A 25472-nucleotide genomic window follows, 5' to 3' on the forward strand; every position below is an offset into this window, starting at 1 on the left:
TCCCTATTTTCAGGCTCGGTTCGCCTCCGGGGCGCCAAAGCCGGGCTCACAGCCCCGACCGTGCTCGCCTCCTTCGTTCCTCAGGAGGCTCCGCGCGCTCGGGGCTGTTCCCCCGGCGCGCCCCTGCGGCTCACTCGCCGGTCCTGGGGGTGTCGGGTTCCTCCGGAGCCGCCGTGACCCCGGCGGCGTTCGGCTCCGGCAGGGGGCGGGTCTCCGAGGCTGGGGTCGGGGCCGTGGCCTGCCGTGCCGCGCGGCGCGGGCGGAGCAGGCGGTGCCAGGCGACGAAGGCGACCAGTGCCACCATGAGCCACGGGGCCAGCGCGGCCAGGACGATCACGATCCAGGCGAGCGCCCCCACCAGCGCGTTCCACCCGCCGGACAGGGCGTCACCGAAGCCGGGGCGGCCCTCGTCCTCCTTCTTGTCGGCGCCCGGCTTCTCCTTCTCGGTCAGTTCGAGGGTGATCGTCGCCAGCGTCGTCTTGTCCTTCAGCGAGGACTGCTGGGCGAGCAGCGACTCCAGGTCCGCCTGGCGGCGGCTCAGCTCGCCCTCCAGGGTCACCACGTCGGCCAGCTTCTCCGCCCGCTGCATCAGCGCCCGCACCCGCGCCACGCTCGCCCGCTGCGTCGCGATCCGGCTCTCCACGTCCACCACCTGCTCGGTGACGTCCTTGGCGTCCGCCTTGCGGGCGAGGAGCTTGCCCGTGCCCGCCAGCTCGATGAGGACCGCGTCGTACTGCTCCTGCGGCACCCGCAGCACGATGCGCGAGGTGACGTACGAGTCGTCGAACCGCTCCGTCGACTCGTTCTCCACCAGACCGCCGGCGCCCGTCGCCACCCTGCGGGCCGTGACCAAGGCCTTCGCCGCGTCCTCGACCTCCACGGCCAGCGAGGCCGTACGGATGACGTGCTGCTGCTGCCGCACGGCCTTGCCCGGCGCAGCGGACTGCTGCTCGCCGCCCGAGGCGGGGGCGGCCGCGCCGTCGGCCTGAGAGCCCCCGGCGGCGCGCGTCGCCGCGCCCAGGTCGCGCTTGCTGTCGCCGCCGTGGCCCGCCGAGCCGCCCGCGCCGCAGCCGGTCAGGACGAGCGAGGCCGTCAGGAGCGCGGCGGCCGTCGTCGTCCGGGCCGCCCGTGACACCGTTCGTGTTCTGTTCATGGATCCCCCCAGGGATGGTGGCGAGTCGTGCCCGTTGGACGTGGGAGGCCCCGGTGCGGGTTGCCGTCCGGCGGTAGCGATGCGGTCACGTTCCGGCCTCGGAACGGGAGCGCGCGGGCGATTTGAGAGAGTGGTCCCATGAACGCGGACACCACGGGACCCCACGTCGTCGTCGCCGGAGGCGGAATCGCCGGACTCGCGGCCGCTCTCCGGCTCGCCACCGCCGGCCACCGGGTGACCCTCCTCGAAGCGGGTGACCGACTCGGCGGCAAGCTCCTCGCCGGGGAGATCGCGGGAGCGCCCGTGGACCTCGGCGCCGAGTCGCTGCTCGCCCGCCGCCCCGAGGCCGTCGCCCTCGCCCGGGCCGTCGGCCTCGGCGACCGGCTCCAGGCACCGGCCACGACCACCGCGTCCGTCTGGTCCCGCGGCGAGCTCACCCCCATGCCCAAGGGGCACGTGATGGGCGTCCCCGGCGACGCCCGCGCCGTCGACGGGCTGCTCTCCGAGGAGGGCGTGCGCCGGATCGGCCTCGACCGCGAGCTGCCCCCGACCGGCATCGGCGACGACATCGCCATCGGCGCGTACGTCGCCGAGCGCATGGGCCACGAGGTCGTCGACCGGCTCGTCGAGCCCCTCCTCGGCGGCGTCTACGCCGGTGACGCCTACCGCATCTCGATGAAGGCCGCCGTCCCCGCCCTCTTCGAGGCCGCCCGCCACCACCCCATGCTCACCGCCGCCGTCCACGCCGTCCAGCAGGCCGGAGCCGCCGTCCCGGCCGACGCGGCGGGCGCCGCCACCGGCCTCGGCGGCTCCGTCTTCCTCGGCCTCGAGGGCGGTGTGGGGACCCTGCCCGGCGCCGTCGCCGACGCGATCCGCGCCGCCGGCGGCGAGATCCTCACCCGTACCCCCGTCACCGCCCTGCGCCGCACCGGGCCGGCCGGCTGGGAGGTCGTGGTGGGAGACGCGGGCGACCGGGTCCTGACCGCCGACGCCGTGGTCCTCGCCACCCCCGCCGGGCCCGCCGCCGCGCTCCTCGCCGGCCACGCGCCCGCCGCCTCCGCCGAACTGGCGGAGATCGCGTACGCCTCCATGGCGCTGATCACCCTCGCCTTCCGCCGCGCGGACATGCCCGCCCTCCACGGCTCGGGCTTCCTCGTGCCGCCCGTCGACGGCCACACCATCAAGGCGTCCACCTTCTCCAGTCAGAAGTGGCGGTGGGTCGCCGACGGCGCCCCCGACCTCTTCGTCCTGCGCACCTCCGTCGGCCGCCACGGCGAGGAGGGGCAGGTCCACCGCGAGGACACCGACCTCGTCGCCGCCTCCCTCAAGGACCTCGCCGCCGCCACCGGGCTCGCGGCCCGCCCCGTCGCCACCACCGTCACCCGCTGGACCGGCGGCCTGCCCCAGTACCCCTTGGGCCATCTCGCCCGCGTCGCCCGGGTCCGCGAGGCCGTCGCCGCCCTGCCCGGACTGCGTGTCGCGGGCGCCGCGTACGACGGTGTCGGCATCCCCGCGTGCGTCGCCTCGGCCCATCGAGCGGCCGACGAGATCATCGCCACGTCGAAAAGGACCGACCCCGGTGCGGGGCACTCCTCGTGACGGGCGAGAATAGGCGTATGAGTGCGCCCGAAAAGATCCCGAACGCCGGTAAGAAGGCGAAGGACCTCAACGAGGTCATCCGCTACACCCTGTGGTCTGTGTTCAAGCTGCGCGACGTTCTGCCCGAGGACCGCGCCGGTTACGCCGACGAGGTCCAGGAGCTGTTCGACCAGCTCGCCGCCAAGGACATCACCGTCCGCGGCTCGTACGACCTGTCCGGTCTGCGCGCCGACGCCGACGTCATGATCTGGTGGCACGCCGAGACGAGCGACGAGCTCCAGGAGGCGTACAACCTCTTCCGCCGCACCCGCCTGGGCCGCGCCCTGGAGCCGGTCTGGTCCAACATGGCGCTGCACCGCCCCGCCGAGTTCAACAAGTCGCACATCCCGGCCTTCCTGGCCGACGAGAACCCGCGCGACTACGTCTCGGTCTACCCCTTCGTGCGCTCCTACGACTGGTACCTGCTGCCGGACGAGGACCGCCGCCGGATGCTCGCCGACCACGGCAAGATGGCCCGCGGCTACCCCGACGTCCGTGCCAACACGGTCGCCTCCTTCTCGCTCGGCGACTACGAGTGGCTCCTCGCCTTCGAGGCCGACGAGCTGCACCGCATCGTCGACCTCATGCGCCACCTGCGTGCCTCCGAGGCGCGGATGCACGTCCGCGAGGAGGTCCCGTTCTACACCGGTCGCCGCAAGAGCGTCGCCGACCTGGTGGCGGGCCTGGCCTGACACGGCCGTACGAACCTGGTGGCGGCCCTGCTCCCGGCCGGGCGCGCCACCCCTTGACCCGGAAGATCAGACGGCGGGCGTCTTCGTTGCCCTCCCGTCCAGCGACACCGGGTCCGGCTCCGGGTGCGGCGCGCATGACGCGCGCCGCACCGGCGTCATTTCCGGGCCCTTTTCGGCGTCCGGCACCGCTCCTGTGAGCAGGTAGCGCTCCAGGTATCCGTTCGCGCAGGCGTTCGGCCCGCCCGCGACACCGTGCGTGCCCGCGTCCCGCTCCGTCACGAGGGCCGCGCCCGACAGTCGGCGCTGCAGTTCGAGGGCTCCCGCGTACGGGGCCGCCGCGTCCCGCTCCGCCGCCAGGATCAGCACGGGCGGCAGCGCCCCGGGATCCGTCCGCACGTCCAGCGGCCGTTGCCGGGGGGCCTTCCAGTACGCGCAGGGCAGGTTCGTCCACGCGTTGTCCCAGGTCTCGAACGGGGCCCGCTCCGCGAGCAGCGTGTTGTCCCGGTCCCAGACGGCGAACTCCTCCGGCCAGGGCGCGTCGTTGCACTCCACCGCCGTGTACACCGCCCGTCCGTTGCCCGCGTCGGGACCCGCCGTCTCCGGGGGCGCGGCCTGGGCGATCAGCGGCTTCGGATCGCCCTTCAGGTACGCGGCGAGGGCGCCCGCCCGCAGCGGCCAGAACCGGTCGTCGTAGCCGGCCGCCAGCATCGCCCCGTGCAGCTGGCCGGGCCCGACCCGGCCGCCCGCCGGGCGCGCCGCGAGTTCGGCGCGGACCCGGTCGTAGCTAGCGCCCACCTCCCGCGCGGTGCCCCCGAGCCCGTACACCGCGTCGTGCTTCGCCGCCCAGGTGCGGAAGTCCGCCCAGCGCCGCTCGAACGCCTCGGACTGGGCGAGGTTGTTGTGGTACCAGATGCGGCCCGGCGTCGGGTCCACCGGCGCGTCGAGGACCATCCGGCGCACCCGGTGCGGGAAGAGGGTCGCGTACAGGCCGCCGATGTATGTGCCGTACGAGGCTCCGAGGTAGGTGAGGCGCGGCTCGCCGAGCGCCGCCCGCACCACCTCCAGGTCCCGGGCGTTGTTGAGCGAGTGGTAGTGGCGCAGGGCCGGGCCCGTCCGGCGGGCGCAGCCCTCCGCGTACGTCTTCGCCCGCGCGATCCGCTCCCGCTTGTACACCTCGGACGGCCGGTTGGGCGCCGGGGTCGGGCCCGTCACCCGGTCCGCCGGGTCCTGGCAGGAGACCGGTGCCGAGCTGCCCACCCCGCGCGGAGCGTAGCCCACCAGGTCGTACGCGGCGGAGATCCGCCGCCACTCCGGGAGGTCGGCGGCCAGCGGGAAGTACGTGGAGGAGGCGCCCGGGCCGCCGGGGTTGAAGAGGAGCGCTCCCTGCCGGCCGGCGGCGGGCCCCGAGGCCCGGACGCGGCTGACGGTCAGCGGGATACGGGGCCCGTCCGGGTCCGCGTAGTCGAGCGGCACGCGGACCGTGCCGCAGACGACGGACGGCGGCAGCTTCTCGGCCGCCGGGCAGGAGCCGAAGGCGATCCCCTCGGCGGCGGCCCGGCGGGCGGCGAGCACGGTGCCGCGCGTCTCGGACGGCGGGGCGTCGAGCGCGGGGGTGAGGGGGACGGAGGTGAACAGGAGGGCGCTGAGGGCTCCGTACAGCGCGGGAGAGGGCATCGGTGGTGCTTCCCTTCGTGACCGCGTGCGCGTGGGGCGCGCGCGGGGGCGAAGAGATCGTCGGCGCGGGGGAGGAGCGAAGTAAAGGAACTACGGCAGGCGTACGGGAGCGTGTCCCCGGAGTGCCGCGCGGAGCTCGGGCTCCAGGACGGCCGTGCCGCGCGTCGCGAGCGCGGTGAGCGGATCGGTGGGGGAGAGGCCGGAGAGCAGCCGCTGCCCGGCGGGGGACGCCCAGCGGGTGTACGGGTACACCTCGACGCGGCCGATCAGCAGGCACAGTCCGGACGCGAGCAGCGGCAGCGCGAACGCGGCGACGACCATGGTCCGTTCGGCGCCGGGTACGAGGAGCGCCGCCGCCGTCCCGAGCGCCAGGGACAGCAGGAAGGCGGCCCGCACCGCGCGGACACCCGCCGCGACCTCTCGGCGGCCCGCATCGGACACGGCGAGCCCCCGGTCGACGAGCCGCTGACCGAGCGACCGCACCGGGTCGGCGGCGGCCACCGCCGGACGGACCGAGGGGATCGGGGACTGCCCGCCGGGCCCGATGGCACCGAGCACGGTGCTCTCCCACTCGTCGCGGGAGCCGGTGGAGGAGTCCAGGACCGTCGCCCAGCCGGTGTGGGCGAGCAGCAGCCGCCGCTCCCGGTGCATGGCGACGAGGGTGAGATCGGTGACCCGGAGCGGACCGCCGGCGAGGTAGGCCGCTTCGAGGACGGTGAGCTCGGCGTCGTCCCCCGCGGGGGACGGGGCGGTGGGCAGGGCCGCCACGAGGGTGGCCCGGCACAGCCGCGCGCAGCCGATGCCGGCCACGACGCACGCCACGAGGAGAAGCGGAACCCAGACCATGTCCGAGTTCTACGACAGGACCGGCAGGCCCGCCACTCGAACGGGTGATCAGCCGCTGGAACTGGAGCACGAACTCCCGCTGGAACTGGAGCTGGAGCACGAACTGCCGCTGGAGCTCGAACAGGAACTGCCGCCGCCTCCTCCGCCGCAGCTGGACCCTCCACCCGAGCACGAACCGGAGGAACACGAGCCGGACGAGCAGGAACCGGAGTCTCCGCCCGAGGAGCCGCCCCCGCCGCAGAAGCTGTTCTCCGCGCACCACGCGACGGCCACACCGGCGGCGTAGTCCGCGGTGGAGTGCCGTGCGGCCGCGGGCCGCCTTCCGCGCCCCCGCCCCCGCGGCGGCGCGTACACCCGGGCGGCGGCGAGGAGTTGTTCCCGCAGCACCGGGTCGGGCAGCCCCCGCAGCCCGTACAGGGCCACGAGGTGACCGGCGTCCGCGAGGTGCCCGTGGGCCCTTCCGTACGCCGTGAGGGCGGCCTGCCCGGTCGAGGTGACCCGCTTCGAGGCGATCGCCCCGCACGAGATGGCCGTGACCCCGGCGGCGAAGAGGGCGGGCAGCACCTTCACCACGAACGGCACCGACATCTCCGACGCGGTGGCCAGGTCGAGGACCGTGAGGACGACCGAGACGGGGAAGAGGAAGAAGGCCGTGAGACCGAGCGCGAGGCACCAGCCGAGGGTGCTGCTCCGCCGCGCCGGTTCCACGATCAGCCCGCGCCCCGCGAGTCCGTCGCCGATCTCCTGGACCGCCGGGTGCCGCATCACGGCGAGCCGCAGGTGGTGCAGGGCCCCGTGCGGGGCGGCCGCGTGCTCCTGGAGCACGGCGCGTTCCACCGGGTCGTACGCGACGGGCCGGACGACCGCGACGATGCCGGGGCCGCCGATGGCGATCCGGCCGTCGTACTGGAGGGCGGCGATGGCGGTGTCGACGACCCGCGCCGGGCCGCCGTTCAGGAAGGCGGCCTCGTACCGGTCGTGGACCGGCCCGCCGGAGCCGCCGCGCGACCGGACGACCCGGGTGACGAGCAGCGCGATGCCGGCGGCGCCGGCCATGTAGAAGACGACGACCAGGGTGTTCACGGTCACCTCCGTACAAGGGCGTGGCGGGCGGCCCGGGCGAGCCGGACGGCGCGGCCGGGGGGACGGCTGCCGGAACGGTCCTGCCACCACTCCGTGAGCCGCCGTCGCGCCGCCGGGTCCTCCGGGCGGTCGGCGAGCAGCAGGTGCTCGGCGAAGTCGAGGGCGTCACGGCGGTAGCCGCCGGTCATGGGGCGGGTCCTGGCGTACGCGAGGAACGCGGGCCGGAAGCCCCTGCCGAGGATCTCCGGCAGCTCGGGGGCGACCTTCGCGACGACACCGGCCCGCTTGGCCGCGAGCGCCCGGCTCTGCACCCCGAGGCGCCGGCTGTCGAAGCCCTCGGGGGCGGGGGTTCCGGCGACGAGCGCGGACAGCAGTGCGGCCTGCGCGAGGCCGAGGCGCTGGCGGGCGGCGTCGCAGGACACGGACACGTCGTCCGTGGCGCGGGGCTCGGGCAGCTGCTCGGGTGTCACGACATCGGCAGCGGCGGCAGCGGTTCTCGTCCGCGGCGGTATCGACGTCGGCATGGGTCCGCCCGACACCCGGGCGCCCGCGCCGATGAGCAGCGGCGGGGCCACCGTCTGCCGGGCGACCGTCCCCCGGATCACCGTCAGTTCCGCCGCCAGCTCCTCCGCCGGCGGGAAGTCGTCGTCCCGCTCCAACAGCACCCCCGGCGGGGAGACCCGCGACGTGAGATCCGCCAGAACGTCGAGCACCGCACCCGGCACCGGATGCGCGTGCGTGTCGTGCCAGACGCCGTCGCGTTCGACGCCGCCCGCCACGTGCACGTACGCGATGGCCTCCACCGGCAGCTCGGACAGGGCCTTCGCCGGGTCCTCGCCGTGGTTGACGTGGTTGGTGTGCAGGTTGGCGACGTCGATGAGGAGCCGTACCCCCGTACGCTCCACGAGCTCCGCCAGGAACTGCCCCTCCGTCAGCTCCTCCCCGGGCCAGGCGATCAGGGCCGCGATGTTCTCCAGGGCGAGCGGCACGGGCAGCGCGTCCTGCGCGATGCGCACGTTCTCGCAGAGCACGTCGAGCGCGTCCCGGGTCCGGGGCACGGGCAGCAGGTGGCCCGCTTCCAGGAGCGGCGACGCGGTGAGCGGCCCCCCGGCCCGTACGAACGCGATGTGCTCCGTGACGAGCGGCGCCCCCAGCGCCACCGCCTTCTCCCCGAGCGCCGCGAGCCGCGCCGGGTCCGGCCGGTCCGCGCCGCCGAGCCCCAGCGACACCCCGTGCGGGACGACCGTCACGCCGCGCTCCCGCAGCCGGGTCAGCGAGTCGGGCAGGTGGTCGGCGCAGATGTTCTCCGCGACCACCTCGACCCAGTCGACGCCGGGCAGCGCCTCGACCGCCTCCGCGATCTCGGGACGCCAGCCGATGCCGATGCCGAGTTCCGCCATGTCCCCCATGTCCCGTCCCCCTCCTTCGGTCCTCAGTCATCCACGTGATGACCCCGGTGGAGACGTTCGAACCCAGGGAGGGGGACGTTCAGAGCTACATTTGAGGTTCCGGCGTCCGGAGGGCGGCTCCGCCCAGATCGAGCCGGTCGGCGAGACCGGCCTTCGTGAACGCGGCGACCACGTCGTCACGGCTCTCGGTGAAGTGGGCCCAGCTGTCGCAGTGGACGGGGACCACGCGGCGGGCACCGAGGATCCCGGCGGCCTCGGCGGCCTGTGCGCTGTCGAGGACGATCACAGCGCCGTCGAAGAGCTCGGTGAAGCGCGGAGCCCCGGCGAAGAGGATGGCCGTGTCCACCGGACCGAACCGTTCGGCGATCTCCTCGACCAGGCCGAGCGAGGCGTTGTCGCCACTGACGTAGATCGTGGGCAGGTCCTGCCCGGTCAGGACGAATCCGACGACCTGGCCGGTGAACGGCTCGACCTCGTCGCGGGTGCCGGGCCCGTGCAGGGCGGGCACGCCCGTGACGGTGACGGTGCCGCCGCCGGGGCGGTCCAGGTCGACCGACTCCCAGTCGGCGAGGCCCTTGGCCCCTGTCCCCAGGCGCTGTGCGCCGCCGGGCGTGGTCAGGGTCAGCGGGACGTCCGCGAGCAGGGCCCGGCCGGACGCGTCGAGGTTGTCGGGGTGCTCGTCGTGGGAGAGCAGCACCACGTCGATCGGGCCGAGTTCGGCCGGCGTGGCGGAGGCGGGCGCCGTCTTGGTCAGCAGACCGCCGGGCACGGGGTACTCGCGGGGCGCGTCGAAGGTGGGGTCGGTGAGGAAGCGCAGGCCGCCGTACTCGAAGAGCGCGGTCGGGCCGCCGAGGACGCGGACGGGGATCTGCTCGTGCTGGGTGGGCGTGCTGATGTCAGTCATCAAAACCTCACGAATAAGTGGCGATCCATCCGTGAGAACCATAGCCCATGCCTCACGGATGAACGCAACCCGTACCATGAGAACCATGAGTGAGACGCCGACGCCGACCGCCGAGTCCGTGCTGCCGCCCGCACCGGGGGAGGAGGAGTACGTCGCCCTCGCCTTCGTGAACAGCGCCGTCGCGCTGCCCGGAGGACACTCCATGGACGGCCTCAACACCCCCGAGGCCACGAACCGGTGGCTCACCGACCACGGCCTCGCGCCGGCCGACGCCGGGGTACAGGAGATGTGCGCGGCGCAGCTGCGCTCCCTGCGCGAACACATCGGTTCGCTGTGCGCCGCCCGCGTCGCGGGGCTGCCCGCCCTGCCCATGGCGGTCTCCGCCGTCAACGACGCGCTGAGCAAGGCCCCCACGGCCGCCCTGCTGTACTGGGACGAGAAGAACGGCCCCTACCGCGCGGCGCCCTGCCCCACCGACCAGATCCTCGGCCGCGCCCTCGCGGCCCTCGCGGCCAACGCGGCCGACCTCCTCACCGGCCCCGACGGCGAGCGCCTCACCCGCTGCGGCTCCACCCCCTGCCGGCGCTACCTGCTGCGCCACGGCCGCCGCCACTGGTGCTCGACCCGCTGCGGCGACCGCGCCCGCGCCGCCCGCGCCTACGCCCGCCGCACCCGGCCGGAGGCGGACTGACGGGCGCGGTTCACCTGGTGGAGTTCACCTGCTGCCGTTCACCTGGTGCCCGGGACCGTGTGGTAGGTCGTGATCAGCGTCCACTCGACGAGCGTGCCCGGGCGATCCCGCAGCGCGCGGAGGGTGATGTCGGCGGGATCGGACACGCAGGTGCGGAGGATCGCCCTGTGCCGCACCGAGCACGGTTCCGAGAGCTTCACCCGTGGACCGTCGCCGGGAGCGTCCCACGTCACGAGCTCACCGCCCGTGGAGCGCAGGTCCCCGAGGGCGTCGGGTGCGGGACCGTCCACGACGAAGTACAGGTGCACCCGCATCATGCAGTCCATCGCGGGCTGCTTCGGGGCGTTCTGGTCGAGGAAGTTCCTGCCGCCACCCCGGGCGCACACGTCCACCAGCGTCGTGCGCAGGGCCGGACCCCACGGCCCGGACCTGCCGATCTCCTCGGCGCGCGCCCGCAGTTCACGCTCGGCGCGCTCCCGCTTCCGCCGGACCTCGTCCGACCTGGCGATCCTCCGGAGCTTCCCTTTGCGGGGGCGGCGGGTACAGGCGTCGACCCCCACCAGGACGAACAGAAGCAACAGGGACGCGGCCTGGCCCGCCCGGCGGCCTGAGTGTGGGCTCATGCCCCGAGTGTCCTACGGCCGGGGCAGCCGCAGGTGAGGAGCGAAGAGGCGGCTTCCCTCGGACACGACCGTCTTCCCGGGCGCGATCTCCGTGAAGCCGGCGTCCCGCACCACGGGCAGCCCGCTGCCGCTCGCCGCGAGCTCCACCCAGTGCCCGGGCGTCGCGGTGCGCACCGCGAGCGGGAAGCCCGCCTCCTGCCAGGCCTTCCGGTCCGCGTCCGGCATCGCCCACCACAGCAGCTGCGCGCCGTGTCCGGCCTGCGCCATCGTCTTGCCCGCCGACATGTCCAGCCCGGGGTTGATCCAGAGCGTCACGGCCCCGTCCGGTACGGGGCCGGGCGCGGCCGGGTCGTCGAGGTCGGTGCCCGACACCTGGAGCTTGGCCAGCTCCTTGGGCCAGCCGTCGAGCGGCACCGGCGGGAAGACCCGTACCTCCGCCTCCGCGCCGGTCACGGTGATCCCCGGGAGCGCTCCGGCCTTCCGCCACTCCGCGCCGCGCGCCCGGCGCACGACCTTGCGGATCCGGGCGTCCTGCCAGTCCGTCATGAGCTGCGCCCACTCGCCCTCTCCGAGGGAGCGGTCGTCGGTGAGGATCTCCAGGACGGCCCGCGCGGCGGTCTCCAGGGCGTCGGTACGCGACGGGGGCGCGTCGCGCTCGATCCGTACCACCAGGGGGAGGACGAACTGGGGCTTCTCATCGCGGAGGTCGGTCTCGTCGCTGCTCACCCGGCAAGTCTGCCACCGCCGTGACGCACGCCCGACGGCGGGACGACGGGGGCAATCTTGTGGGAATCGGAGCTTCCGGGCCAGGATGCCCTGCATGAAGAGTGATCTTTTCGCCGGCGAACACCTCGCCGAGGCGGCCGGCTTCCCGGGCATGACCCTGCAGAACGCGAAGTCGGTCAAGTACACCGTCAATGGCGAGATGCACGCCCGCCAGGGATCGATGATCGCCTTCCGCGGCGACCTCCACTTCGAGCGCAAGGGCCAGGGCATCGGCGGCCTGCTCAAGCGGGCCGTCACCGGCGAGGGCCTGGCGCTGATGGCCGTGCGCGGCCAGGGCGAGGCCTGGTTAGCGCACGAGGCGCAGAACTGCTTCATCATCGAGATCGAGCAGGGCGACGCCTTCTCGGTCAACGGCCGCAACGTCCTCTGCTTCGACTCCACCCTCCACTACGAGATCAAGACCGTGAAGGGCGCCGGGGTCACCGGCGGCGGCATCTTCAACTCCGTCTTCTCCGGCTACGGGAAGGTGGCGCTGATCTGCGAGGGCAGCCCCATCGTCATCCCCGTCTCCCCGCAGGCCCCCGTGTACGTCGACACCGACGCCGTCGTCGGATGGAGCGAGCAGCTCCACACCTCGCTGCACCGCTCGCAGTCCCTCGGCTCGATGATCCGCGGCGGCTCGGGCGAGGCGGTGCAGCTCAAGCTGGAGGGCCAGGGCTTCGTCGTCGTCCGGCCGAGCGAGCACACCCCGCAGAAGAACTCGTCGAGTTGAGACTGGAGCGGGTCGGGCGCCGGTACGGCCCGCGCGGGCCATGGGTCCTGCGCGGGGCCGTCCTCGACCTGCCCGCCTCCACCCTCGTCCGGGTCGCCGGCACGAACGGCACCGGCAAGTCGACCCTGCTCCGGCTGATCGCCGGGATCGACGCCCCGAGCGAGGGCCGGATCACCGGCCGCCCGCCCCGCACCGCGTACGTCCCCGAGCGGTTCCCCGCGGCCCTGCCCTTCACGGCCGCCGACTACCTGGTCCACCTGGGCCGCGTCCAGGGCCTCGGCCGGGCGGCGGCCCGGGCCCGGGCCGGGGAGTGGCTGGAGCGCTTCGGGGCCGGGGAGCACGCCCGTACCGAACTGGCGGAACTCTCCAAAGGCACCGGTCAGAAGGTCGCCGTCGCCCAGGCCCTCATCGCCGACCCGGACCTCCTCGTCCTCGACGAGGCCTGGACCGGCCTCGACGCCACGGCCCGCACCGCGCTCGACCGCGCCGTCCGGGAACGGGTCGCGGCGGGCGGCACGGCCGTCTTCGTCGACCACGACCCGCGCCGCCTGGCCGGGGAGGCGGACGCGGTGTACGAGGTGGAGTCGGGCGCGGTACGGGCCGTGGCGCCCGCCGCGCGGGACGTACCGCCGGGCCCCCGGGTGCGGATCACCGCCTCCGGCGGCAAGTCCCTCCCGGAGGGCCTGCCCGGCGCCCCCGCCACCGAGCCGCCGGACCCGGCCGACCCTGCCCGCCCCCTCGTCCTCACCGTGGACGCGGCACACTCCGACGCCCTGCTCGGGGCGCTCCTCGCGGCCTCCTGGCACATTCACCGACTCGACTCCGAAGGCGTCCGGGTATGACGGCGCTCCTGCGCTACCAGACGGGTCTGCTGCTCCGCTCGCAGCGCTGGCTCGCACCGCTCCTCCTGTACGCGGCCTTCCTCGCCGTCGGCGTCCGCGCCGGCGAACCCGTGCTCGGCGCCCTCGGATTCTCGGCGGCGCCGCTGGTGCCGGTGACGGCCTGGTGCGTGCGGATCTGCCTGACCCAGGAACAGCCCGCCGCCCGGCACGTCGTCGCCGCGGCCGCCGGCCGGAGCCGCGCCCACCTCGCGGCGCTCCTCACCGGGACCGCGCTGCCGGGGCTCCTCGGCGTGGCCGCCGTCCTCGGTCTCACCGCGGTCGGCGACCGGCGCGGGATCGGCCCGCTCGCCGCCGCGGGCGCCGGGCTCCTCGCGACGGCGGCCTGCGTCCTGACGGGCGCCGCCGTCGGCGCGCTGGCCGCCCGCCCGTTCCTCAAGGCCACCGGCTGGTCGGTCACGGCCCTGGTGTCCGGCTCGCTGCTGGCCCTCGTCACCACCGGCTCCCCGGCGAAGCACGCCCTGACCGCGCTGGTCACCGGCTCCCGCACGACGACCGCGCACCTTCCCTGGCTCGCGTGCGCCGGCGCCGTGCTCCTCGCGGCGGCTACGGCGACCCTCGCCTGCCGGGCCACGGCACGCCTGGAGTGAGCGGGCTCGGAGTGAGTACGCTCGAAGGCATGACCGAGTCCACGTCGTACTGCGACGGAACCCCCGGGCCCACCGGCCCGAAGCCCGAACCGGCGGCCGAGGGACCGTTCGCCTCGTGCGTGCTGTGCCAGGAGCCGACCGAGTACCCCGAGTCGACCAAGGGGATCACGCTCTGCCCGGTCTGCGAGTGGCAGGAAGCCCAGCGCACGGCCTGCTCGGGCTGAGGAGCGAGAAGCTCAGCGGCCGCCCATCAGCTCCGAGACCTTCACGAAGCGGTAGCCGCGCGCCCGCAGCTCCGGGACGATCCGGCGGATCGCCTCCTCGGTGACGGGGGCGGCGCTGCGCGTGCAGTGCATGACGACGAGCGAACCGGGCTTCACGCCGTCGAGTACCTGCTCGGCGACGGCGTCCGCGTCCTTGGCGAAGGCGTCGCCGCTGACCACGTCCCACTGGACCGCCGTCACCCCGGCGGGACCGAGCGCGCGCAGGGCCGCGTCGTCGTAGCAGCCGCCGGGGAAGCGGAAGTACGGGACGACGTTGACGGCCCCGGCATCCCGGAAGGCGTCGAAGGCCCGCTGCACGTCGGCCGTCATGTCGGGGCCCGCGACGGTCGGGAGGCCGTAGCAGGGGGACGCGAAGGCGTAGTGGCTGTACGAGTGGTTGGCGATCTCGAAGCGCGGGTCGCCGCCGATGGACTTGGCCTGGTCCGGGTACTCCTCCGCCCAGCGGCCCGTCATGAAGACGGTGGCGTCCACCTTGAGCCGGCGCAGCGTCGCGATGAGCTGAGGATTGTCGAAACGCTCGCCGCCCGCCGCCCGGGGGCCCTGGTCGGCCGTCATGTCGGCGTCGAAGGTGAGCGCGACGACCTTCTCGGTGCCCTGCGCGCGGCGGCTGTAGACGGGGGTGAGCCCCCCGGGCCCCGGCGCCATGGTGGGAGGGGCGGCGGGCACGCGCGCGGGCTTCGGGCCGGCGGCCGCGCTCGCCCGGGGCGACGGGCTGTGGGACGCGGTCGGGGTCTTCGCCTTCGGCGCCCTCGGCTTCTCGGCGGCGCCCCCGCCGCAACCGACGAGAGCGGCGCCCAGGAGAACGAACGCCGCCATCTTTCGTACAGGAATGTTCACGATCGGAAGTTAACCGATCAAAGTAACTAACGCTCGCGACTGGCCCGCTCGCGACGGAAAGGGAGGACGATGGCGCCGCTCACGTCAGAAGTAGCCGCCGCCGGCACTCGTCGACGTCGAAGTCCGCCGGCGGGTACGTCGGGTCCAGCGCCTCCAGATGTTCGAGCAGCAGCTTGCTGATCGCCCAGTTCCGGTACCACTTGCGGTCCGCCGGGACCAGGTACCAGGGGGCCTCGTCCGTCGTGCAGCGGTCGAGGGCGATCTCGTACGCCTCCCGGTACGCCGGCCACACCGCCCGCTCCTCGATGTCGCCCGCGTTGAACTTCCAGTGCTTCTCGGGGTTGTCCAGGCGCTCCAGGAGCCGGTTGCGCTGCTCCTCGTACGAAAGGTGCAGGAAGATCTTGACGACCGTCACCCCGTCGTCGGCGAGGGAGCTCTCGAAGCGGTTGATCTGGTCGTAGCGGCGGTCGAGCCGCGCGCGCGGGACCAGGTCGCGGACGCGCGCGATGAGGACGTCCTCGTAGTGCGAGCGGTCGAAGATGCCGATCTCGCCCGGCTGCGGGAGCGCCTTCATGATCCGCCAGAGGAACGGATGGTTCTGTTCCTCCGGCGTCGGGGCCTTGAAGGCGCGGATGCGGCAGCCGGACGGGTTGAAGAGGCCGATGACGTGCTTGACCGTGCCGCCCTTGCCGCTGGTGTCCATGCCCTGGAGGACCAGGAGCAGCCGGCGCCGGTCGCCCGCCGTGCTCGCCGCGTACAGGCGTTCCTGGAGGTCCGCGAGGCGCGGCGCGAGGGCGGCGGTGGCGGCCAGGCCGGCCGCCTTGTCGGAGGGGCCGGCCGGGGTCGCCGAGGCGTCGTACGCGGTGAGGTCGAGCCGCTCGCCCTCGGGCACGCGGAGCACGTCCCGCAGGGGCGTGTCCTGCGGATACGACAGCCCCTTCCGCTTCCGGTCCGCCCGCTTCCGGTCGTCCTTCGTCTTCGCCACCGCGTGACCCTTCCGCCGCGCCACTCGTCCTTCCCCGATCCTGCGACGGAACCAGGTCGTCCGCGACCGCGAACCGGCTCGGCTCGGCTCAGGTCAGCTCAGCTCAGCACCAAGGGCCCGTCACCGCGAACGTCGTCCCCGGCGTGTAGCAGTTCACGTACATCGTGGAGCCGTCCGGGGAGAAGGTGACGCCCGCGAACTCGCCCCACTCCGGGGCCTCGGGCGTCCCGATGTTCTGCGCGCCCCGGGCGACCGGGTACACCTCGCCCTTCCTGCTCACCCCGTAGACGTGCTGCGCCCCGTCGCCGTCCTCGCTGACCATCAGGCCGCCGCTCGGCGTCAGACAGATGTTGTCCGGCGACTCGCCGGGGAGCTGGATGTCCGTGCTCGGGCCGAAGACGACGACGAGCGTGAGGCGGCGCCGGTGCGGCTCGTACTTCCACACCTGCCCGAAGTGGGTCGCGCCCGAGCCGTCCGTGAGGCGGGCGAAGGAGGACACGAAGTACACGGCCCGCCCGCCCCAGTAACAGCCCTCCAGCTTCTGGGCGTGCGTGATGCCCTTCGGGCCGAAGTCCTGGAGCCTGATGGGGGTCTCGGCCGCCTGCGGATCCGGTACGGGGACCCACTCGACGCCCTCGAAGCGCGCGCCGGTCTCCTGGATCACGGACAGGTCGGGTACGCCGGGCACCCGCATCGCCTCCAGCGCGCCGCCCGCGCGCAGCGAGCCGGTGCCGCCGAGCGGCTTGCGCGGGAGGAAGCGGTAGAAGAGGCCGAAGGGCTGCTGGAAGGCGTCCTCCGTCTCGTACACGATGCCGCTCGACGGGTCGACGGCGATCGCCTCGTGCTGGAAGCGGCCCATCGCGGTGAGGGGGACGGCTCCGGTGCGGCGCGGGTCGGCTCCGTCGACCTCGAAGATGAAGCCGTGGTCCTTGGTGTAGCCGTTCGTGCCGGCCTTGTCCTCGGTCTCCTCACAGGTCAGCCAGGTGTTCCAAGGAGTGTGCCCGCCCGCGCAGTTGACGGCGGTCCCGGCGATGGCGACGCGCTCGCCGAGGACGTTGTTCCGGCCGTCGAGTTCGAGGGCCGTGCACCCGCCCTTCGCGGCCGGGTCGTACGTCAGGCCGGGGACGGTGGGGACGCCGATGCGTCCGGTGACCCGGTTCTCGTGGTTGCGGACGAGGTGCACGCGTCCGCGCCGGCCGGCGAAGGCGCCCATGCCGTCGTGGTTGCTGGGGACGGGCCCCTCGCCGGAGCGGAGCGGATCGCCCTGCCGGGAGAGGACCTTGTAGCGGAAGCCGGCCGGGAGGTCGAGGAGTCCGGCGGGGTCGGGGAGGAGAGGGCCGTACCCCGCTCCTCCCGCGGCGACCGCGCTGCCGGCGAAGAGTTCGGAGAGCGCGCCGGTGAAGGCGATCCCGGCGACGGACGCGCCGGTGCGGGAGAGGATCTGACGTCGTGTCGCGGACATGAGGCAACCCACTTTTCCTGTTGGCGGACAGGCGTGTGCTGTGCACGGTGACGTGCGCTGTGGAGTGTGCTGTGACGTGTGACCCGCATGTGTGTATCACGCACTGTGGTGACACGTGAACCATGCGGGCCACAACAGCCTCATGTGGCGCGGGAACTGACCTGGGGTCAGATCAGTTCGGCGGTGAGCGTGATCGTCGTGCCCGTGAGCGCCTGGCTCACGGGGCAGTTCTTCTTCGCGTCCTCGGCGAGCGCCTGGAACTGGTCGGCGTCCAGACCCGGGACCTCGCCGCGCACGGTCAGGTGGATGCCCGTGATGCCCTCGCCCGGCTGGAAGGTGACGTCCGCCTTGGTCTCCAGGCGAGTCGGCGGATTGCCGGCCTTGGCCAGACCGCCGGAGAAGGCCATCGAGAAGCAGGAGGAGTGCGCGGCGGCGATGAGCTCCTCGGGGCTCGTCTTGCCGTTCGGTTCGTCCTTCCGGGCCGGCCAGGAGACGTCGTACGAGCCGAGGCCGGACGAGTCGAGGGTGACGACGCCGGAACCCTTGAGGAGGTCGCCCTGCCAGACGGTGTGGGCGTGACGCACGGTGGCCATGGTGGATCCCTTTCGATCGGGTACGGCCCCCAAGCTACTGCGCCACAAGCCCCTTCGCGTCGCGCGCGAGCGCGGTGAGCCGGGAGATGGCCCGGAAGTACTTCTTGCGGTATCCGCCGTTCAGCATCTCGTCGCTGAAGAGCCGGTCGAAGGGCAGTCCGGAGGCGAGGACGGGTATCTCGCGGTCGTAGAGGCGGTCCGCGAGGACGACGAGCCGGAGGGCCGTCGACTGGTCGGGGACCGGCTGGACGTCGGTGAGGCAGACCGCGGCGAGGTCGTCGGTGAGCGCGCCGTACCGGCTCGGGTGCACCTTGGCCAGGTGGTCGAGCAGGTGCGGGAAGTCGTCGAGGGACGCGCCCGGCGTCGCGTACGCGGTCTCCGTCACGACCTGGTCGGAGTACGGGGCGGGGGCCTCGGGCAGGCCGCGGTGGCGGAAGTCCTCGCCGTCGATCCGCAGCGGCATGAAGTGCGCGGAGAGGCCCTGGATCTCGCGGAGGAAGTCGGCGGCGGCGAAGCGGCCCTCGCCGAGCTTGCCGGGGAGCGTGTTGGAGGTGGCGGCGAGGGCCACGCCCGCCTCGACGAGCTTGCCGAGGAGGCTGGAGACGAGGACGGTGTCGCCCGGGTCGTCCAGTTCGAATTCGTCGATGCAGAGGAGACGGTGCCCGCTGAGGGTCTTCACCGTCTGCTGGAAGCCGAGCGCGCCGACCAGGTTGGTCAGCTCGACGAAGGTGCCGAAAGCTTTCAGCGCCGGATCGGCGGGGGTCGCGTGCCAGAGGGAGGCCAGCAGGTGGGTCTTGCCGACGCCGTACCCGCCGTCCAGGTAGACCCCGCGCGGCCCGCTCGGGGCAGCCGGCTTCTTGGCGAACCAGCGGCGCTTCCCCGCGCCGGTGGCGTGCGCCCCGCCGAGGCCCTCGGCGAAGCCGCTCAGCGCCTTGACGGCGTCCGTCTGGCTCGGCTGGTTCGGGTCCGGCAGGTACGTGTCGAAACGTACGGAGTCGAAGCGCGGCGGCGGCACCATCTCCGCGACGAGACGGTCGGCGGGGACGTGGGGCTCTCGGGAGCAGAGCGAGAGCGGGGCCGCTTCGGTGGAAGCCGCTTCGGTGAGGGCGTGGGTCGACACAGTTCCCCACTGTAAGCGCCATGTCAGACTGCGAGGATGCGACGCCTGCTCCCTGTGACGGACATGACAGCCCACGACACCGCCGCGGGGGAGGCCCCGGAGACCGGTGCGGGGACCACCGCGGAGGCCCCGGCCGGTGGCCGGGAATGGTCCCTCGACGAGCTGGCCGACGCCTACGCGTACCCGCAGGGTGACCGTGTGTGGCTGCGGGCCAACATGGTCTCGTCCCTCGACGGGGCGGGCCAGCACGACGGCCGCTCCCAGCCGCTCTCCTCCGAGACGGACATGCGGATCTTCGGCACCCTGCGCGGGCTCGCCGACGTGATCGTCGTGGGCGCGGAAACGGTACGTCTGGAGGGGTACCGCCCGGCCAGGGCGCGGGAGGCCTTCGCCGCCCGCCGGGCCGCCGCCGGGCAGGGTCCCGCACCCGTGATCGCCGTGGTCACCGCCTCGCTCGACCTTGACTTCTCGCTGCCGCTCTTCACGGAGCCGCTGGTGCCGACCCTGATCCTCACGGGGGCCGCCGCGCCCGCCGAGCGCGTACAGGCCGCCCGGAAGGCGGGTGCCGAGGTGCTCTTCGCGGGCGAGGGGGCCGGGGTGGACCCGGCCCGCGCGGTCGCGGTCCTCGCGGAGCGCGGGCTGCGGCGCCAGCTGACCGAGGGCGGGCCCCGGCTGCTGGGCCAGTTCGTGGCGGCGGAGGTCCTCGACGAGCTGTGCCTGACGATCTCGCCGACGATGACCGCGGGCGGCGCCCAGCGGATCGCCGGAGGCCCTTCGGTGGCCGTCCCGACACGCTTCGCCGTGGCTTCCGTGCTGGAGCAGGACGGCTTCCTCTTCACCCGCTACCGTCGGATCTGACAATCGGCGGAATTTGTCGTTCCGCTTTCCGTCCGCTGGGCACACTTATGTCGCAGACCCCGTGCGGGCACGGGGAAGGATGGTTTCCGCAGAAGGGCTCCTGAGGTGTTCACAAGCGTTCTGATGATCGAGAAGCCCCTGACCTCCGTCGACGTGGAATTCGTCACCACGCTGCACGGCGACGAGGGCGTGTCCTTCATCGTCCTTATGCAGCCGCGTGGTGACCAGGCCGACGTGCTGTTGCGTGCCATCGACGACGTCGCCATGGGCGAACTGAAGGAAGCCGCCCACGAGGGCGGGGAACCGGAGGGCAAGGCCGCCCGGGTCCCCGCCGAGCTGGCCCTGGAGCACTCGCTCCAGGCCCTGAGAGACGCCGGCTGCGAAGCGGTCGGCCAGGTCGTCGAGGACCACCCGCTCACCAAGATGAAGGCGGTGGTCGAGGAGTCGGAGGCGGACGAGGTGATCGTTCTCACCGCTCCGCACTACGTGGAGGAGTTCTTCCACCGGGACTGGGCCTCCCGGGCCCGCCACAAGGTGGGCGTACCCGTACTGAAGCTCTTCGCCCACAGCGAGGAGTAGGAACACCGAGGGTCCGTGTCCGCGCCCCGTGCAGGGGGCGCGGACACGGCGGCCCTCACGGGGCCGGGGACACGGCGGCCTGTCACGGAGCGCGGACACGGCGGCCCCGCACCGGCCGGGGACACTGCGGACCGCCGAGCCCCGTGCCCCGGGCCGCCCGGCGCGAGCCACTAGGCTGGTCCTTCCAGTACGACACAGCCAGACGCACCCGGGGAGAGATCCACATGGCACCCGCCATCCCTGCCGCCATGGAACGGCCGCACTTCATCGGCATCGGCGGTGCCGGAATGTCGGGCATCGCGAAGATCCTCGCCCAGCGCGGCGCCAAGGTCGCCGGCAGCGACGCCAAGGAGTCCCCGACCGCCGAGGCGCTGCGCGCCCTCGGCGCCACCGTGCACATCGGCCACGCCGCCGAGCACCTCGCCGGCGACGCCTCCGCCGTCGTCGTCTCCAGCGCCATCCGCGCCGACAACCCCGAGCTGGCCCGCGCCGCCGAGCTCGGCATCCCCGTCGTGCACCGCTCCGACGCGCTCGCCTCCCTCATGGACGACCTGCGCGCGATCGCGGTCGCCGGTACGCACGGCAAGACGACGACCACGTCGATGCTGGCCGTCGCCCTGACCGAGCTGGGCCTCGACCCCTCGTACGCCATCGGCGGCGACCTCGCCGGCCCCGGCACCAACGCCCGCCACGGCTCCGGGGACGTCTTCGTCGCCGAGGCCGACGAGAGCGACCGCAGCTTCCAGAAGTACGACCCCGAGGTCGCGATCGTCCTCAACGTCGAGCTGGACCACCACGCGAACTACGCCTCCATGGACGAGATCTACGAGTCCTTCGAGGCCTTCACCGCCAAGATCCGCCCGGGCGGCACCCTGGTCGTCGGCGAACACGCCGGCGCCCGCGAGCTGGCCCGCCGGGTCGCGGACCGCGACGGCCTGGACATCGTCACGGTCGGCGAGTCCGAGGACTCCGACGCCCGGATCCTGAAGATCGCCCCGAACGGCATGAAGAGCGAGGTCGTCGTCCTCCTCGACGGCGTCGAGCACACCTTCACCGTCTCGGTCCCCGGTCGCCACTACGCCCACAACGCCGCCGCGGCCCTCGCCGCCGGCGCCCGCGTCGGCATCGACCCGGCCGAGCTGGCCCAGGCCCTCACGGCCTACACCGGCGTCGGCCGCCGCCTCCAGCTCAAGGGCGAGGCCGCGGGCGTCCAGGTCATCGACTCGTACGCGCACCACCCCACCGAGATGACCGCCGACCTGGAGGCCATGCGCGGCGCCGCCGGTGGCTCGCGCCTGCTCGTCGTCTTCCAGCCCCACCTGTTCTCCCGCACCCAGGAGCTCGGCAAGGAGATGGGCGACGCGCTGGCCCTCGCCGACGCCTCGGTCGTCCTCGACATCTACCCGGCCCGCGAGGACCCGATCCCCGGCATCACCAGCGAGCTGATCATCGCCGCCGCGCAGCGGGCCGGCGCCGACGTCACGGCCGTCGGCGACAAGGCGACCGTCCCGGACGTCATCGCGGGAATGGCCAAGCCCGGCGATCTCGTTCTGACGATGGGCGCGGGCGATGTCACGGACCTCGGACCGCGCATCCTGGACCACCTGTCGAACTGAGGAGCATCCGATGACCGCGTACGAGGTCGAGAAGCCGGACGAGCAGTGGCGCGCGGAGCTCACTCCTGCGGAGTACCAGGTGCTCCGCCAGGCGGGCACCGAGCCGGCCTTCCGCGGGGAGTACACGGACACGAAGACGAAGGGCGTGTACTCCTGCCGGGCCTGCGGCGCGGAGCTCTTCACGTCGAACGAGAAGTTCGAGTCGCACTGCGGCTGGCCCTCCTTCTTCGACCCCAAGGACTCCGCGGCGGTCGAGCTGATCGACGACGCCTCCCACGGCATGGTCCGCACCGAGGTCCGCTGCGCGCGCTGCGGCTCGCACCTGGGCCACGTCTTCGAGGGCGAGGGCTACCCCACCCCGACGGACCAGCGGTACTGCATCAACTCGATCTCGCTGCGCCTGGAGCCGGACGAGGGCTGACGCCCGGACGCCTCGTCACCAGCCCCCTGTGGTAGGACTATTGCGGATTGCAAACAGTCTTCAACGGGGGGCGGGGGAACGTGGCAGTCACGGTTCCGGACTGGGCGGACACACTTCTCGACCTGATCGGGGTGGCGTGGCCGAACGTCGACGAGGACGCGTACCGCGAGATGGCGGACGCGCTCAGGGAGTTCGCGGAGGACCTGGAGGACGACGGTCAGCTCGCGAACAACCACTTCGAGCGGCTGCTGTCGTCCGGTGAGGGCGAGGCGCTCGACGCGCTCAACGAGCACTGGGCGAAGATCAAGACCAAGCACCTGAAGGACATCTCGGGTGCGGCGCGGACGGTCGCGGGTGGTCTGGACACGGCGGCCGGCGCGATCGAGGGCATGAAGCTCGCCGCACTCGTCCAGCTCGGCTATCTCGCGGCCGAGGCCGGTATCGCGATCTCGCTGATCCCGGTGACGGGCGGACTGTCGGCGCTGATCGGCGCGGCGTCGATGCGGGCCACGCAGGAGGTCATCAAGCGGCTGATCAAGGAGTGCGTGGAGGAGGCCGTCGGTTACGTCGTGGCCGCGATGACCGAGCCGGCGGTGGCGGCCCTCGAAGGCATGGCCGCCGATCTCGTCGTCCAGCTGGGCGCGGTGGCGATCGGTCTGCAGGACGGGGTCGACCTCGACCAGACCAAGGACGCCGGGCAGGACGGCTTCAAGGAGGGCGTCCAGTCCGGCAAGGAGGCCCTGAGCCTGGCCTCGGCCGGCGGCGGTGGCGGCGGAGGTGGTGGCGGTGGCTCGAAGGGCGGGGGGCTGAAGAACCTGCACATCGAGCATGCCGAGCACACCCACGCCTCCACCCAGCTCAACACCGTCAGCGCGGGCATCCACGGCAAGACCGCGGGCAAACTTACGAAGGCGAAGACCGCGCACGGCCGGACGCGGGGCCGCGACTCGATCGCCGACGCGATCGACCCGATCGCCGACAAGGCCCTCGAAGCGCTCACCAAGGCCGCGAAGAACATGGGCGACCACGTCGGCCAGACGCTGCCCAAGGCCGTCAAGCAGATCTCCGTCGACCACAAGACCACCGACGACAACCTCCGCGACCGCTTCGCCCGCCAGCGCAAGGGCGACCACGACAACAACGGCGGCGGGGGCGGCGGCGGTAACGGCGGCGGTGGGGGCGGCGGCGGTGGCGGCAACGGCCCGGGCGGCGGCAGCGGCAACAACCCCGGCGGAAACCGCATCTCACCGGCCCCGCCGTGGCACGGCAGCTCCGCCGGTAACATGAGGCACCACCGGACGGACCCGCTCGACGTCAGGCACCTGACGCCCGAACAGCAGCGAGCGGCGCTCGTCCAGGAGGCCCGCGACCTCGCGAACCAGGCGCGCAAGGCCGACCCCGACAACCCGAACGACCCCAAGCACCAGATCGACCTTGCCAAGACCCACTTCCCGCCCGGCACGAACCTCCTCGACGGATCGTGCTCCGGCAGCCTCCTGCACGACGGAACCGTCACGAGCCACTCCAGCTCCACCAAGGGAGCCGGCCAGAAGCTGCCCGACCTGCACCCCGCCATGCAGTCGATCTACGACGACGTCAAGGCGCAGATCGAAGGCGAAGGCAGGAACCCGGGGGCGGGACACGGCAAATGCGCGGAGGCCAACCTGGTCTCGGACCGGCTGCGGAGTCTCGACCCCGACGGCACCTCGATCACGTCGGCCGACGACGTACGCGAGGCCATGAAGGGATCGCAGGTCTACAGCGTGCAGATCGGCGAGCAGGTCAAACCGCACCCCCTCGGCCACGGCGAGTACAAAGCGCCGTGCCGGTCGTGCGAGATCGCAATGGACATGGCGGGTGTCTCCGCCTACACCGGATAGGAGTTCCCGTGCCACGAATGGAGACCCGGGAGGACGTCGACGCCTGGTTCGGGGAACACGGATGGTTCCCCGGCCGCGACGTGACCGACCAGGCGACGGCGATGATGAGGGAGGTCGCCGAGCAGTACCGTGAAGCAGGCTCTCCCGTGGAGCCCTTCGAGGCCGCGACCGCCTTCCTCACCGAACACGGGGGGCTGCGCCTGACGATCGACGCCCCCCGCGAGGAGTACCTCTACTTCACTCCGTACCTGGGCTACCGGTCGGCTCCGGCCGACGTCGCCGAGCTGAGCCGCGACCTCGGCGTCCGGCTCTTCCCGGTCGGCCTCGACAGCTCGGACTCGTCCCCGGTGCTCGTCGACGAGCGGGGCAGGTTCTTCTACCTGCACCACACCGGCGCCTACTACATGGGTGCCGACAAGCACGAGGCGATGATCGGCCTCGCCCACGCCCCGATGCAGGACGCGGAGGACTACTTTGTCTGACCCGACGCCCGACACGGCGGCGGGTTAGGAGCGCCCTGTGCCCCATCTCCGTGTCCCCGAGGACGTCGACGCCTGGTTCGCCGCGTACGGCTGGTTTTCCGGTGGGAATCCGGCGAAGGGGAAGTGTTCGTCATGGACGAGCAGAGCCGGTTCTTCACCATCAACAGCTTCGGCAACTACTACCTGGGCACCGGCAAGCACGAGGCCATGATCGGCCTCTTCCGGTGGCCCCTGCAGGACGCGGAGGATTTCCATGTCTGACCTGATTCCCGGCACGGCCGCGTCGTTGCTCATGCACGGCACGATCACCAGCCACACCAACCTCGCCGGCGACGGCGAGCCTCACCTTCACCCCGCCGTCCGGGAGTTCTTCGACGGGCTCCCGCCGTCCCTGCGCGAGCCGTTCATCGGCTACTGCGCCGAGTCCGCGCTCGTCTCCGACGAGCTCTTCGGTCTCGACCGGCAGCGGGCCGACGGCCGGACGATCACCCTGGACGAGGCTGCCCCGCACTTCGAGGGCGCCGCGCTCGTCGCCCGGAAGATCCGCCCGCACGGCGACCCCGAGCACGGTACGGAGGCCGAGGTCTGCCGCTCGTGCACGGCGCTCCTCGACCGGCTCGGCATCGACGTCCTCCACGGCGAGGGCTGACCTGCC

The 25472-nt window shown here is 73.0% G+C and carries 27 protein-coding genes and 1 pseudogene; 15 read left to right on the plus strand and 13 right to left on the minus strand.

The window, feature by feature from the left end; translation table 11 throughout:
* Positions 1-130 precede the first annotated feature (130 nt).
* Positions 131-1153, minus strand: a complete 1023-nt coding sequence (locus ACIBG6_RS27350) for a DUF4349 domain-containing protein (protein ID WP_399225263.1) — start codon at positions 1151-1153, stop codon at positions 131-133.
* Between the two features lie 138 nt (positions 1154-1291).
* Between ACIBG6_RS27350 and hemG the strand changes: the two genes are divergently transcribed.
* Positions 1292-2752, plus strand: a complete 1461-nt coding sequence (gene hemG / locus ACIBG6_RS27355; protein ID WP_399225265.1) for a protoporphyrinogen oxidase — start codon at positions 1292-1294, stop codon at positions 2750-2752.
* 17 nt (positions 2753-2769) lie between these two features.
* Complete coding sequence (gene hemQ / locus ACIBG6_RS27360) at positions 2770-3483, plus strand: hydrogen peroxide-dependent heme synthase (RefSeq protein WP_399225266.1); 714 nt, start codon at positions 2770-2772, stop codon at positions 3481-3483.
* A gap of 66 nt (positions 3484-3549) precedes the next feature.
* Here the strand turns inward: hemQ and ACIBG6_RS27365 are convergent, their stop codons facing one another.
* The 5 genes from ACIBG6_RS27365 to ACIBG6_RS27385 all read right to left on the minus strand — a co-directional run bounded on the left by ACIBG6_RS27365 (position 3550) and on the right by ACIBG6_RS27385 (position 9399).
* Complete coding sequence (locus ACIBG6_RS27365) at positions 3550-5157, minus strand: alpha/beta hydrolase (RefSeq protein ID WP_399225267.1); 1608 nt, start codon at positions 5155-5157, stop codon at positions 3550-3552.
* A 90-nt stretch (positions 5158-5247) separates the two neighbouring features.
* Positions 5248-6003, minus strand: a complete 756-nt coding sequence (locus tag ACIBG6_RS27370; RefSeq protein WP_399225268.1) for a TIGR04222 domain-containing membrane protein — start codon at positions 6001-6003, stop codon at positions 5248-5250.
* A gap of 48 nt (positions 6004-6051) precedes the next feature.
* Positions 6052-7086 carry a TIGR04222 domain-containing membrane protein gene (locus ACIBG6_RS27375; protein WP_399225269.1) on the minus strand — a complete coding sequence of 345 codons (1035 nt, stop codon included), beginning with the start codon at positions 7084-7086 and terminating at the stop codon, positions 6052-6054.
* Between the two features lie 2 nt (positions 7087-7088).
* Positions 7089-8495 (minus strand): DUF692 domain-containing protein, encoded by a 1407-nt coding sequence (locus tag ACIBG6_RS27380; protein ID WP_399225270.1) that lies wholly within the window; start codon positions 8493-8495, stop codon positions 7089-7091.
* An 85-nt stretch (positions 8496-8580) separates the two neighbouring features.
* Complete coding sequence (locus tag ACIBG6_RS27385; RefSeq protein ID WP_399225271.1) at positions 8581-9399, minus strand: MBL fold metallo-hydrolase; 819 nt, start codon at positions 9397-9399, stop codon at positions 8581-8583.
* Between the two features lie 76 nt (positions 9400-9475).
* On the opposite strand from ACIBG6_RS27385, the gene ACIBG6_RS27390 reads away from it, so the two are divergent.
* Complete coding sequence (locus tag ACIBG6_RS27390; protein ID WP_399225272.1) at positions 9476-10090, plus strand: CGNR zinc finger domain-containing protein; 615 nt, start codon at positions 9476-9478, stop codon at positions 10088-10090.
* A gap of 38 nt (positions 10091-10128) precedes the next feature.
* Here the strand turns inward: ACIBG6_RS27390 and ACIBG6_RS27395 are convergent, their stop codons facing one another.
* Positions 10129-10713, minus strand: coding sequence for a hypothetical protein (locus ACIBG6_RS27395; protein WP_399225273.1), 585 nt, complete (start codon positions 10711-10713; stop codon positions 10129-10131).
* Positions 10714-10725: 12 nt separating this feature from the next.
* Positions 10726-11439: a peptidyl-tRNA hydrolase gene (locus ACIBG6_RS27400; protein ID WP_399225274.1), complete on the minus strand. Its 714-nt coding sequence runs from the start codon at positions 11437-11439 to the stop codon at positions 10726-10728.
* A 94-nt stretch (positions 11440-11533) separates the two neighbouring features.
* On the opposite strand from ACIBG6_RS27400, the gene ACIBG6_RS27405 reads away from it, so the two are divergent.
* The 4 genes from ACIBG6_RS27405 to ACIBG6_RS27420 are packed head-to-tail and all read left to right on the plus strand — an operon-like array spanning position 11534 to position 13924.
* Positions 11534-12211 carry an AIM24 family protein gene (locus ACIBG6_RS27405; RefSeq protein ID WP_399225275.1) on the plus strand — a complete coding sequence of 226 codons (678 nt, stop codon included), beginning with the start codon at positions 11534-11536 and terminating at the stop codon, positions 12209-12211.
* Positions 12208-13053 carry an ATP-binding cassette domain-containing protein gene (locus tag ACIBG6_RS27410; RefSeq protein WP_399225276.1) on the plus strand — a complete coding sequence of 282 codons (846 nt, stop codon included), beginning with the start codon at positions 12208-12210 and terminating at the stop codon, positions 13051-13053. The genes ACIBG6_RS27405 and ACIBG6_RS27410 overlap by 4 nt, the downstream gene beginning before the upstream one ends.
* Positions 13050-13700 carry an ABC transporter gene (locus ACIBG6_RS27415; protein WP_399225277.1) on the plus strand — a complete coding sequence of 217 codons (651 nt, stop codon included), beginning with the start codon at positions 13050-13052 and terminating at the stop codon, positions 13698-13700. Before ACIBG6_RS27410 ends, ACIBG6_RS27415 begins: the two co-directional genes overlap by 4 nt.
* A gap of 29 nt (positions 13701-13729) precedes the next feature.
* Positions 13730-13924, plus strand: a complete 195-nt coding sequence (locus tag ACIBG6_RS27420) for a hypothetical protein (RefSeq protein WP_317600142.1) — start codon at positions 13730-13732, stop codon at positions 13922-13924.
* A gap of 12 nt (positions 13925-13936) precedes the next feature.
* On the opposite strand, the gene ACIBG6_RS27425 is transcribed toward ACIBG6_RS27420, so the two are convergent.
* The 5 genes from ACIBG6_RS27425 to zapE form a co-directional block, all read right to left on the minus strand.
* On the minus strand, positions 13937-14800 hold the full coding sequence (locus ACIBG6_RS27425) for a polysaccharide deacetylase family protein (protein ID WP_399225396.1): 864 nt from the start codon (positions 14798-14800) through the stop codon (positions 13937-13939).
* Between the two features lie 100 nt (positions 14801-14900).
* Positions 14901-15755, minus strand: a complete 855-nt coding sequence (locus ACIBG6_RS27430; RefSeq protein WP_399225398.1) for a PPK2 family polyphosphate kinase — start codon at positions 15753-15755, stop codon at positions 14901-14903.
* A gap of 154 nt (positions 15756-15909) precedes the next feature.
* Complete coding sequence (locus ACIBG6_RS27435; protein ID WP_399225278.1) at positions 15910-17268, minus strand: alkaline phosphatase PhoX; 1359 nt, start codon at positions 17266-17268, stop codon at positions 15910-15912.
* A gap of 167 nt (positions 17269-17435) precedes the next feature.
* Positions 17436-17861: an OsmC family protein gene (locus ACIBG6_RS27440; RefSeq protein ID WP_399225279.1), complete on the minus strand. Its 426-nt coding sequence runs from the start codon at positions 17859-17861 to the stop codon at positions 17436-17438.
* A 34-nt stretch (positions 17862-17895) separates the two neighbouring features.
* A complete protein-coding gene (gene zapE / locus ACIBG6_RS27445; protein ID WP_399225280.1) occupies positions 17896-18981 on the minus strand; it encodes a cell division protein ZapE in 1086 nt (361 codons plus the stop codon).
* 36 nt (positions 18982-19017) lie between these two features.
* On the opposite strand from zapE, the gene ACIBG6_RS27450 reads away from it, so the two are divergent.
* The 8 genes and pseudogenes from ACIBG6_RS27450 to ACIBG6_RS27485 all read left to right on the plus strand — a co-directional run bounded on the left by ACIBG6_RS27450 (position 19018) and on the right by ACIBG6_RS27485 (position 25466).
* On the plus strand, positions 19018-19839 hold the full coding sequence (locus tag ACIBG6_RS27450) for a pyrimidine reductase family protein (protein ID WP_399225281.1): 822 nt from the start codon (positions 19018-19020) through the stop codon (positions 19837-19839).
* 105 nt (positions 19840-19944) lie between these two features.
* Positions 19945-20418 (plus strand): indole-3-glycerol phosphate synthase, encoded by a 474-nt coding sequence (locus tag ACIBG6_RS27455; RefSeq protein ID WP_329620658.1) that lies wholly within the window; start codon positions 19945-19947, stop codon positions 20416-20418.
* A 224-nt stretch (positions 20419-20642) separates the two neighbouring features.
* Positions 20643-22034 carry a UDP-N-acetylmuramate--L-alanine ligase gene (gene murC, locus ACIBG6_RS27460; protein ID WP_399225282.1) on the plus strand — a complete coding sequence of 464 codons (1392 nt, stop codon included), beginning with the start codon at positions 20643-20645 and terminating at the stop codon, positions 22032-22034.
* 10 nt (positions 22035-22044) lie between these two features.
* Positions 22045-22455, plus strand: coding sequence for a peptide-methionine (R)-S-oxide reductase MsrB (msrB, locus tag ACIBG6_RS27465; protein ID WP_399225283.1), 411 nt, complete (start codon positions 22045-22047; stop codon positions 22453-22455).
* 80 nt (positions 22456-22535) lie between these two features.
* Positions 22536-24281 (plus strand): annotated as a pseudogene (locus ACIBG6_RS27470) (YwqJ-related putative deaminase); the annotation flags it as partial.
* 71 nt (positions 24282-24352) lie between these two features.
* A complete protein-coding gene (locus ACIBG6_RS27475) occupies positions 24353-24817 on the plus strand; it encodes an SUKH-3 domain-containing protein (protein WP_399225400.1) in 465 nt (154 codons plus the stop codon).
* Between the two features lie 132 nt (positions 24818-24949).
* On the plus strand, positions 24950-25078 hold the full coding sequence (locus tag ACIBG6_RS27480; RefSeq protein ID WP_399225284.1) for a hypothetical protein: 129 nt from the start codon (positions 24950-24952) through the stop codon (positions 25076-25078).
* Positions 25071-25466, plus strand: a complete 396-nt coding sequence (locus tag ACIBG6_RS27485) for a YwqJ-related putative deaminase (protein ID WP_399225285.1) — start codon at positions 25071-25073, stop codon at positions 25464-25466. The genes ACIBG6_RS27480 and ACIBG6_RS27485 overlap by 8 nt, the downstream gene beginning before the upstream one ends.
* The last annotated feature ends 6 nt before the right edge of the window (positions 25467-25472 follow it).

The sequence above is a fragment of the Streptomyces sp. NPDC050842 genome (assembly GCF_044456565.1).
GTDB lineage: Bacteria > Actinomycetota > Actinomycetes > Streptomycetales > Streptomycetaceae > Streptomyces.

Bases quoted from the DNA above. Each gene is read 5' to 3' on its own strand.
- ACIBG6_RS27350 (WP_399225263.1), bottom strand. From the start codon at position 1,153: ATGAACAGAACACGAACGGTGTCACGGGCGGCCCGGACGACGACGGCC.
- hemG (WP_399225265.1), top strand. From the start codon at position 1,292: ATGAACGCGGACACCACGGGACCCCACGTCGTCGTCGCCGGAGGCGGA.
- hemQ (WP_399225266.1), top strand. From the start codon at position 2,770: ATGAGTGCGCCCGAAAAGATCCCGAACGCCGGTAAGAAGGCGAAGGAC.
- ACIBG6_RS27365 (WP_399225267.1), bottom strand. From the start codon at position 5,157: ATGCCCTCTCCCGCGCTGTACGGAGCCCTCAGCGCCCTCCTGTTCACC.
- ACIBG6_RS27370 (WP_399225268.1), bottom strand. From the start codon at position 6,003: ATGGTCTGGGTTCCGCTTCTCCTCGTGGCGTGCGTCGTGGCCGGCATC.
- ACIBG6_RS27380 (WP_399225270.1), bottom strand. From the start codon at position 8,495: ATGGGGGACATGGCGGAACTCGGCATCGGCATCGGCTGGCGTCCCGAG.
- ACIBG6_RS27385 (WP_399225271.1), bottom strand. From the start codon at position 9,399: ATGACTGACATCAGCACGCCCACCCAGCACGAGCAGATCCCCGTCCGC.
- ACIBG6_RS27390 (WP_399225272.1), top strand. From the start codon at position 9,476: ATGAGAACCATGAGTGAGACGCCGACGCCGACCGCCGAGTCCGTGCTG.
- ACIBG6_RS27395 (WP_399225273.1), bottom strand. From the start codon at position 10,713: ATGAGCCCACACTCAGGCCGCCGGGCGGGCCAGGCCGCGTCCCTGTTG.
- ACIBG6_RS27405 (WP_399225275.1), top strand. From the start codon at position 11,534: ATGAAGAGTGATCTTTTCGCCGGCGAACACCTCGCCGAGGCGGCCGGC.
- ACIBG6_RS27415 (WP_399225277.1), top strand. From the start codon at position 13,050: ATGACGGCGCTCCTGCGCTACCAGACGGGTCTGCTGCTCCGCTCGCAG.
- ACIBG6_RS27420 (WP_317600142.1), top strand. From the start codon at position 13,730: ATGACCGAGTCCACGTCGTACTGCGACGGAACCCCCGGGCCCACCGGC.
- ACIBG6_RS27425 (WP_399225396.1), bottom strand. From the start codon at position 14,800: ATGGCGGCGTTCGTTCTCCTGGGCGCCGCTCTCGTCGGTTGCGGCGGG.
- ACIBG6_RS27435 (WP_399225278.1), bottom strand. From the start codon at position 17,268: ATGTCCGCGACACGACGTCAGATCCTCTCCCGCACCGGCGCGTCCGTC.
- ACIBG6_RS27440 (WP_399225279.1), bottom strand. From the start codon at position 17,861: ATGGCCACCGTGCGTCACGCCCACACCGTCTGGCAGGGCGACCTCCTC.
- ACIBG6_RS27450 (WP_399225281.1), top strand. From the start codon at position 19,018: ATGCGACGCCTGCTCCCTGTGACGGACATGACAGCCCACGACACCGCC.
- murC (WP_399225282.1), top strand. From the start codon at position 20,643: ATGGCACCCGCCATCCCTGCCGCCATGGAACGGCCGCACTTCATCGGC.
- msrB (WP_399225283.1), top strand. From the start codon at position 22,045: ATGACCGCGTACGAGGTCGAGAAGCCGGACGAGCAGTGGCGCGCGGAG.
- ACIBG6_RS27475 (WP_399225400.1), top strand. From the start codon at position 24,353: ATGGAGACCCGGGAGGACGTCGACGCCTGGTTCGGGGAACACGGATGG.
- ACIBG6_RS27480 (WP_399225284.1), top strand. From the start codon at position 24,950: ATGGACGAGCAGAGCCGGTTCTTCACCATCAACAGCTTCGGCAACTAC.
- ACIBG6_RS27485 (WP_399225285.1), top strand. From the start codon at position 25,071: ATGTCTGACCTGATTCCCGGCACGGCCGCGTCGTTGCTCATGCACGGC.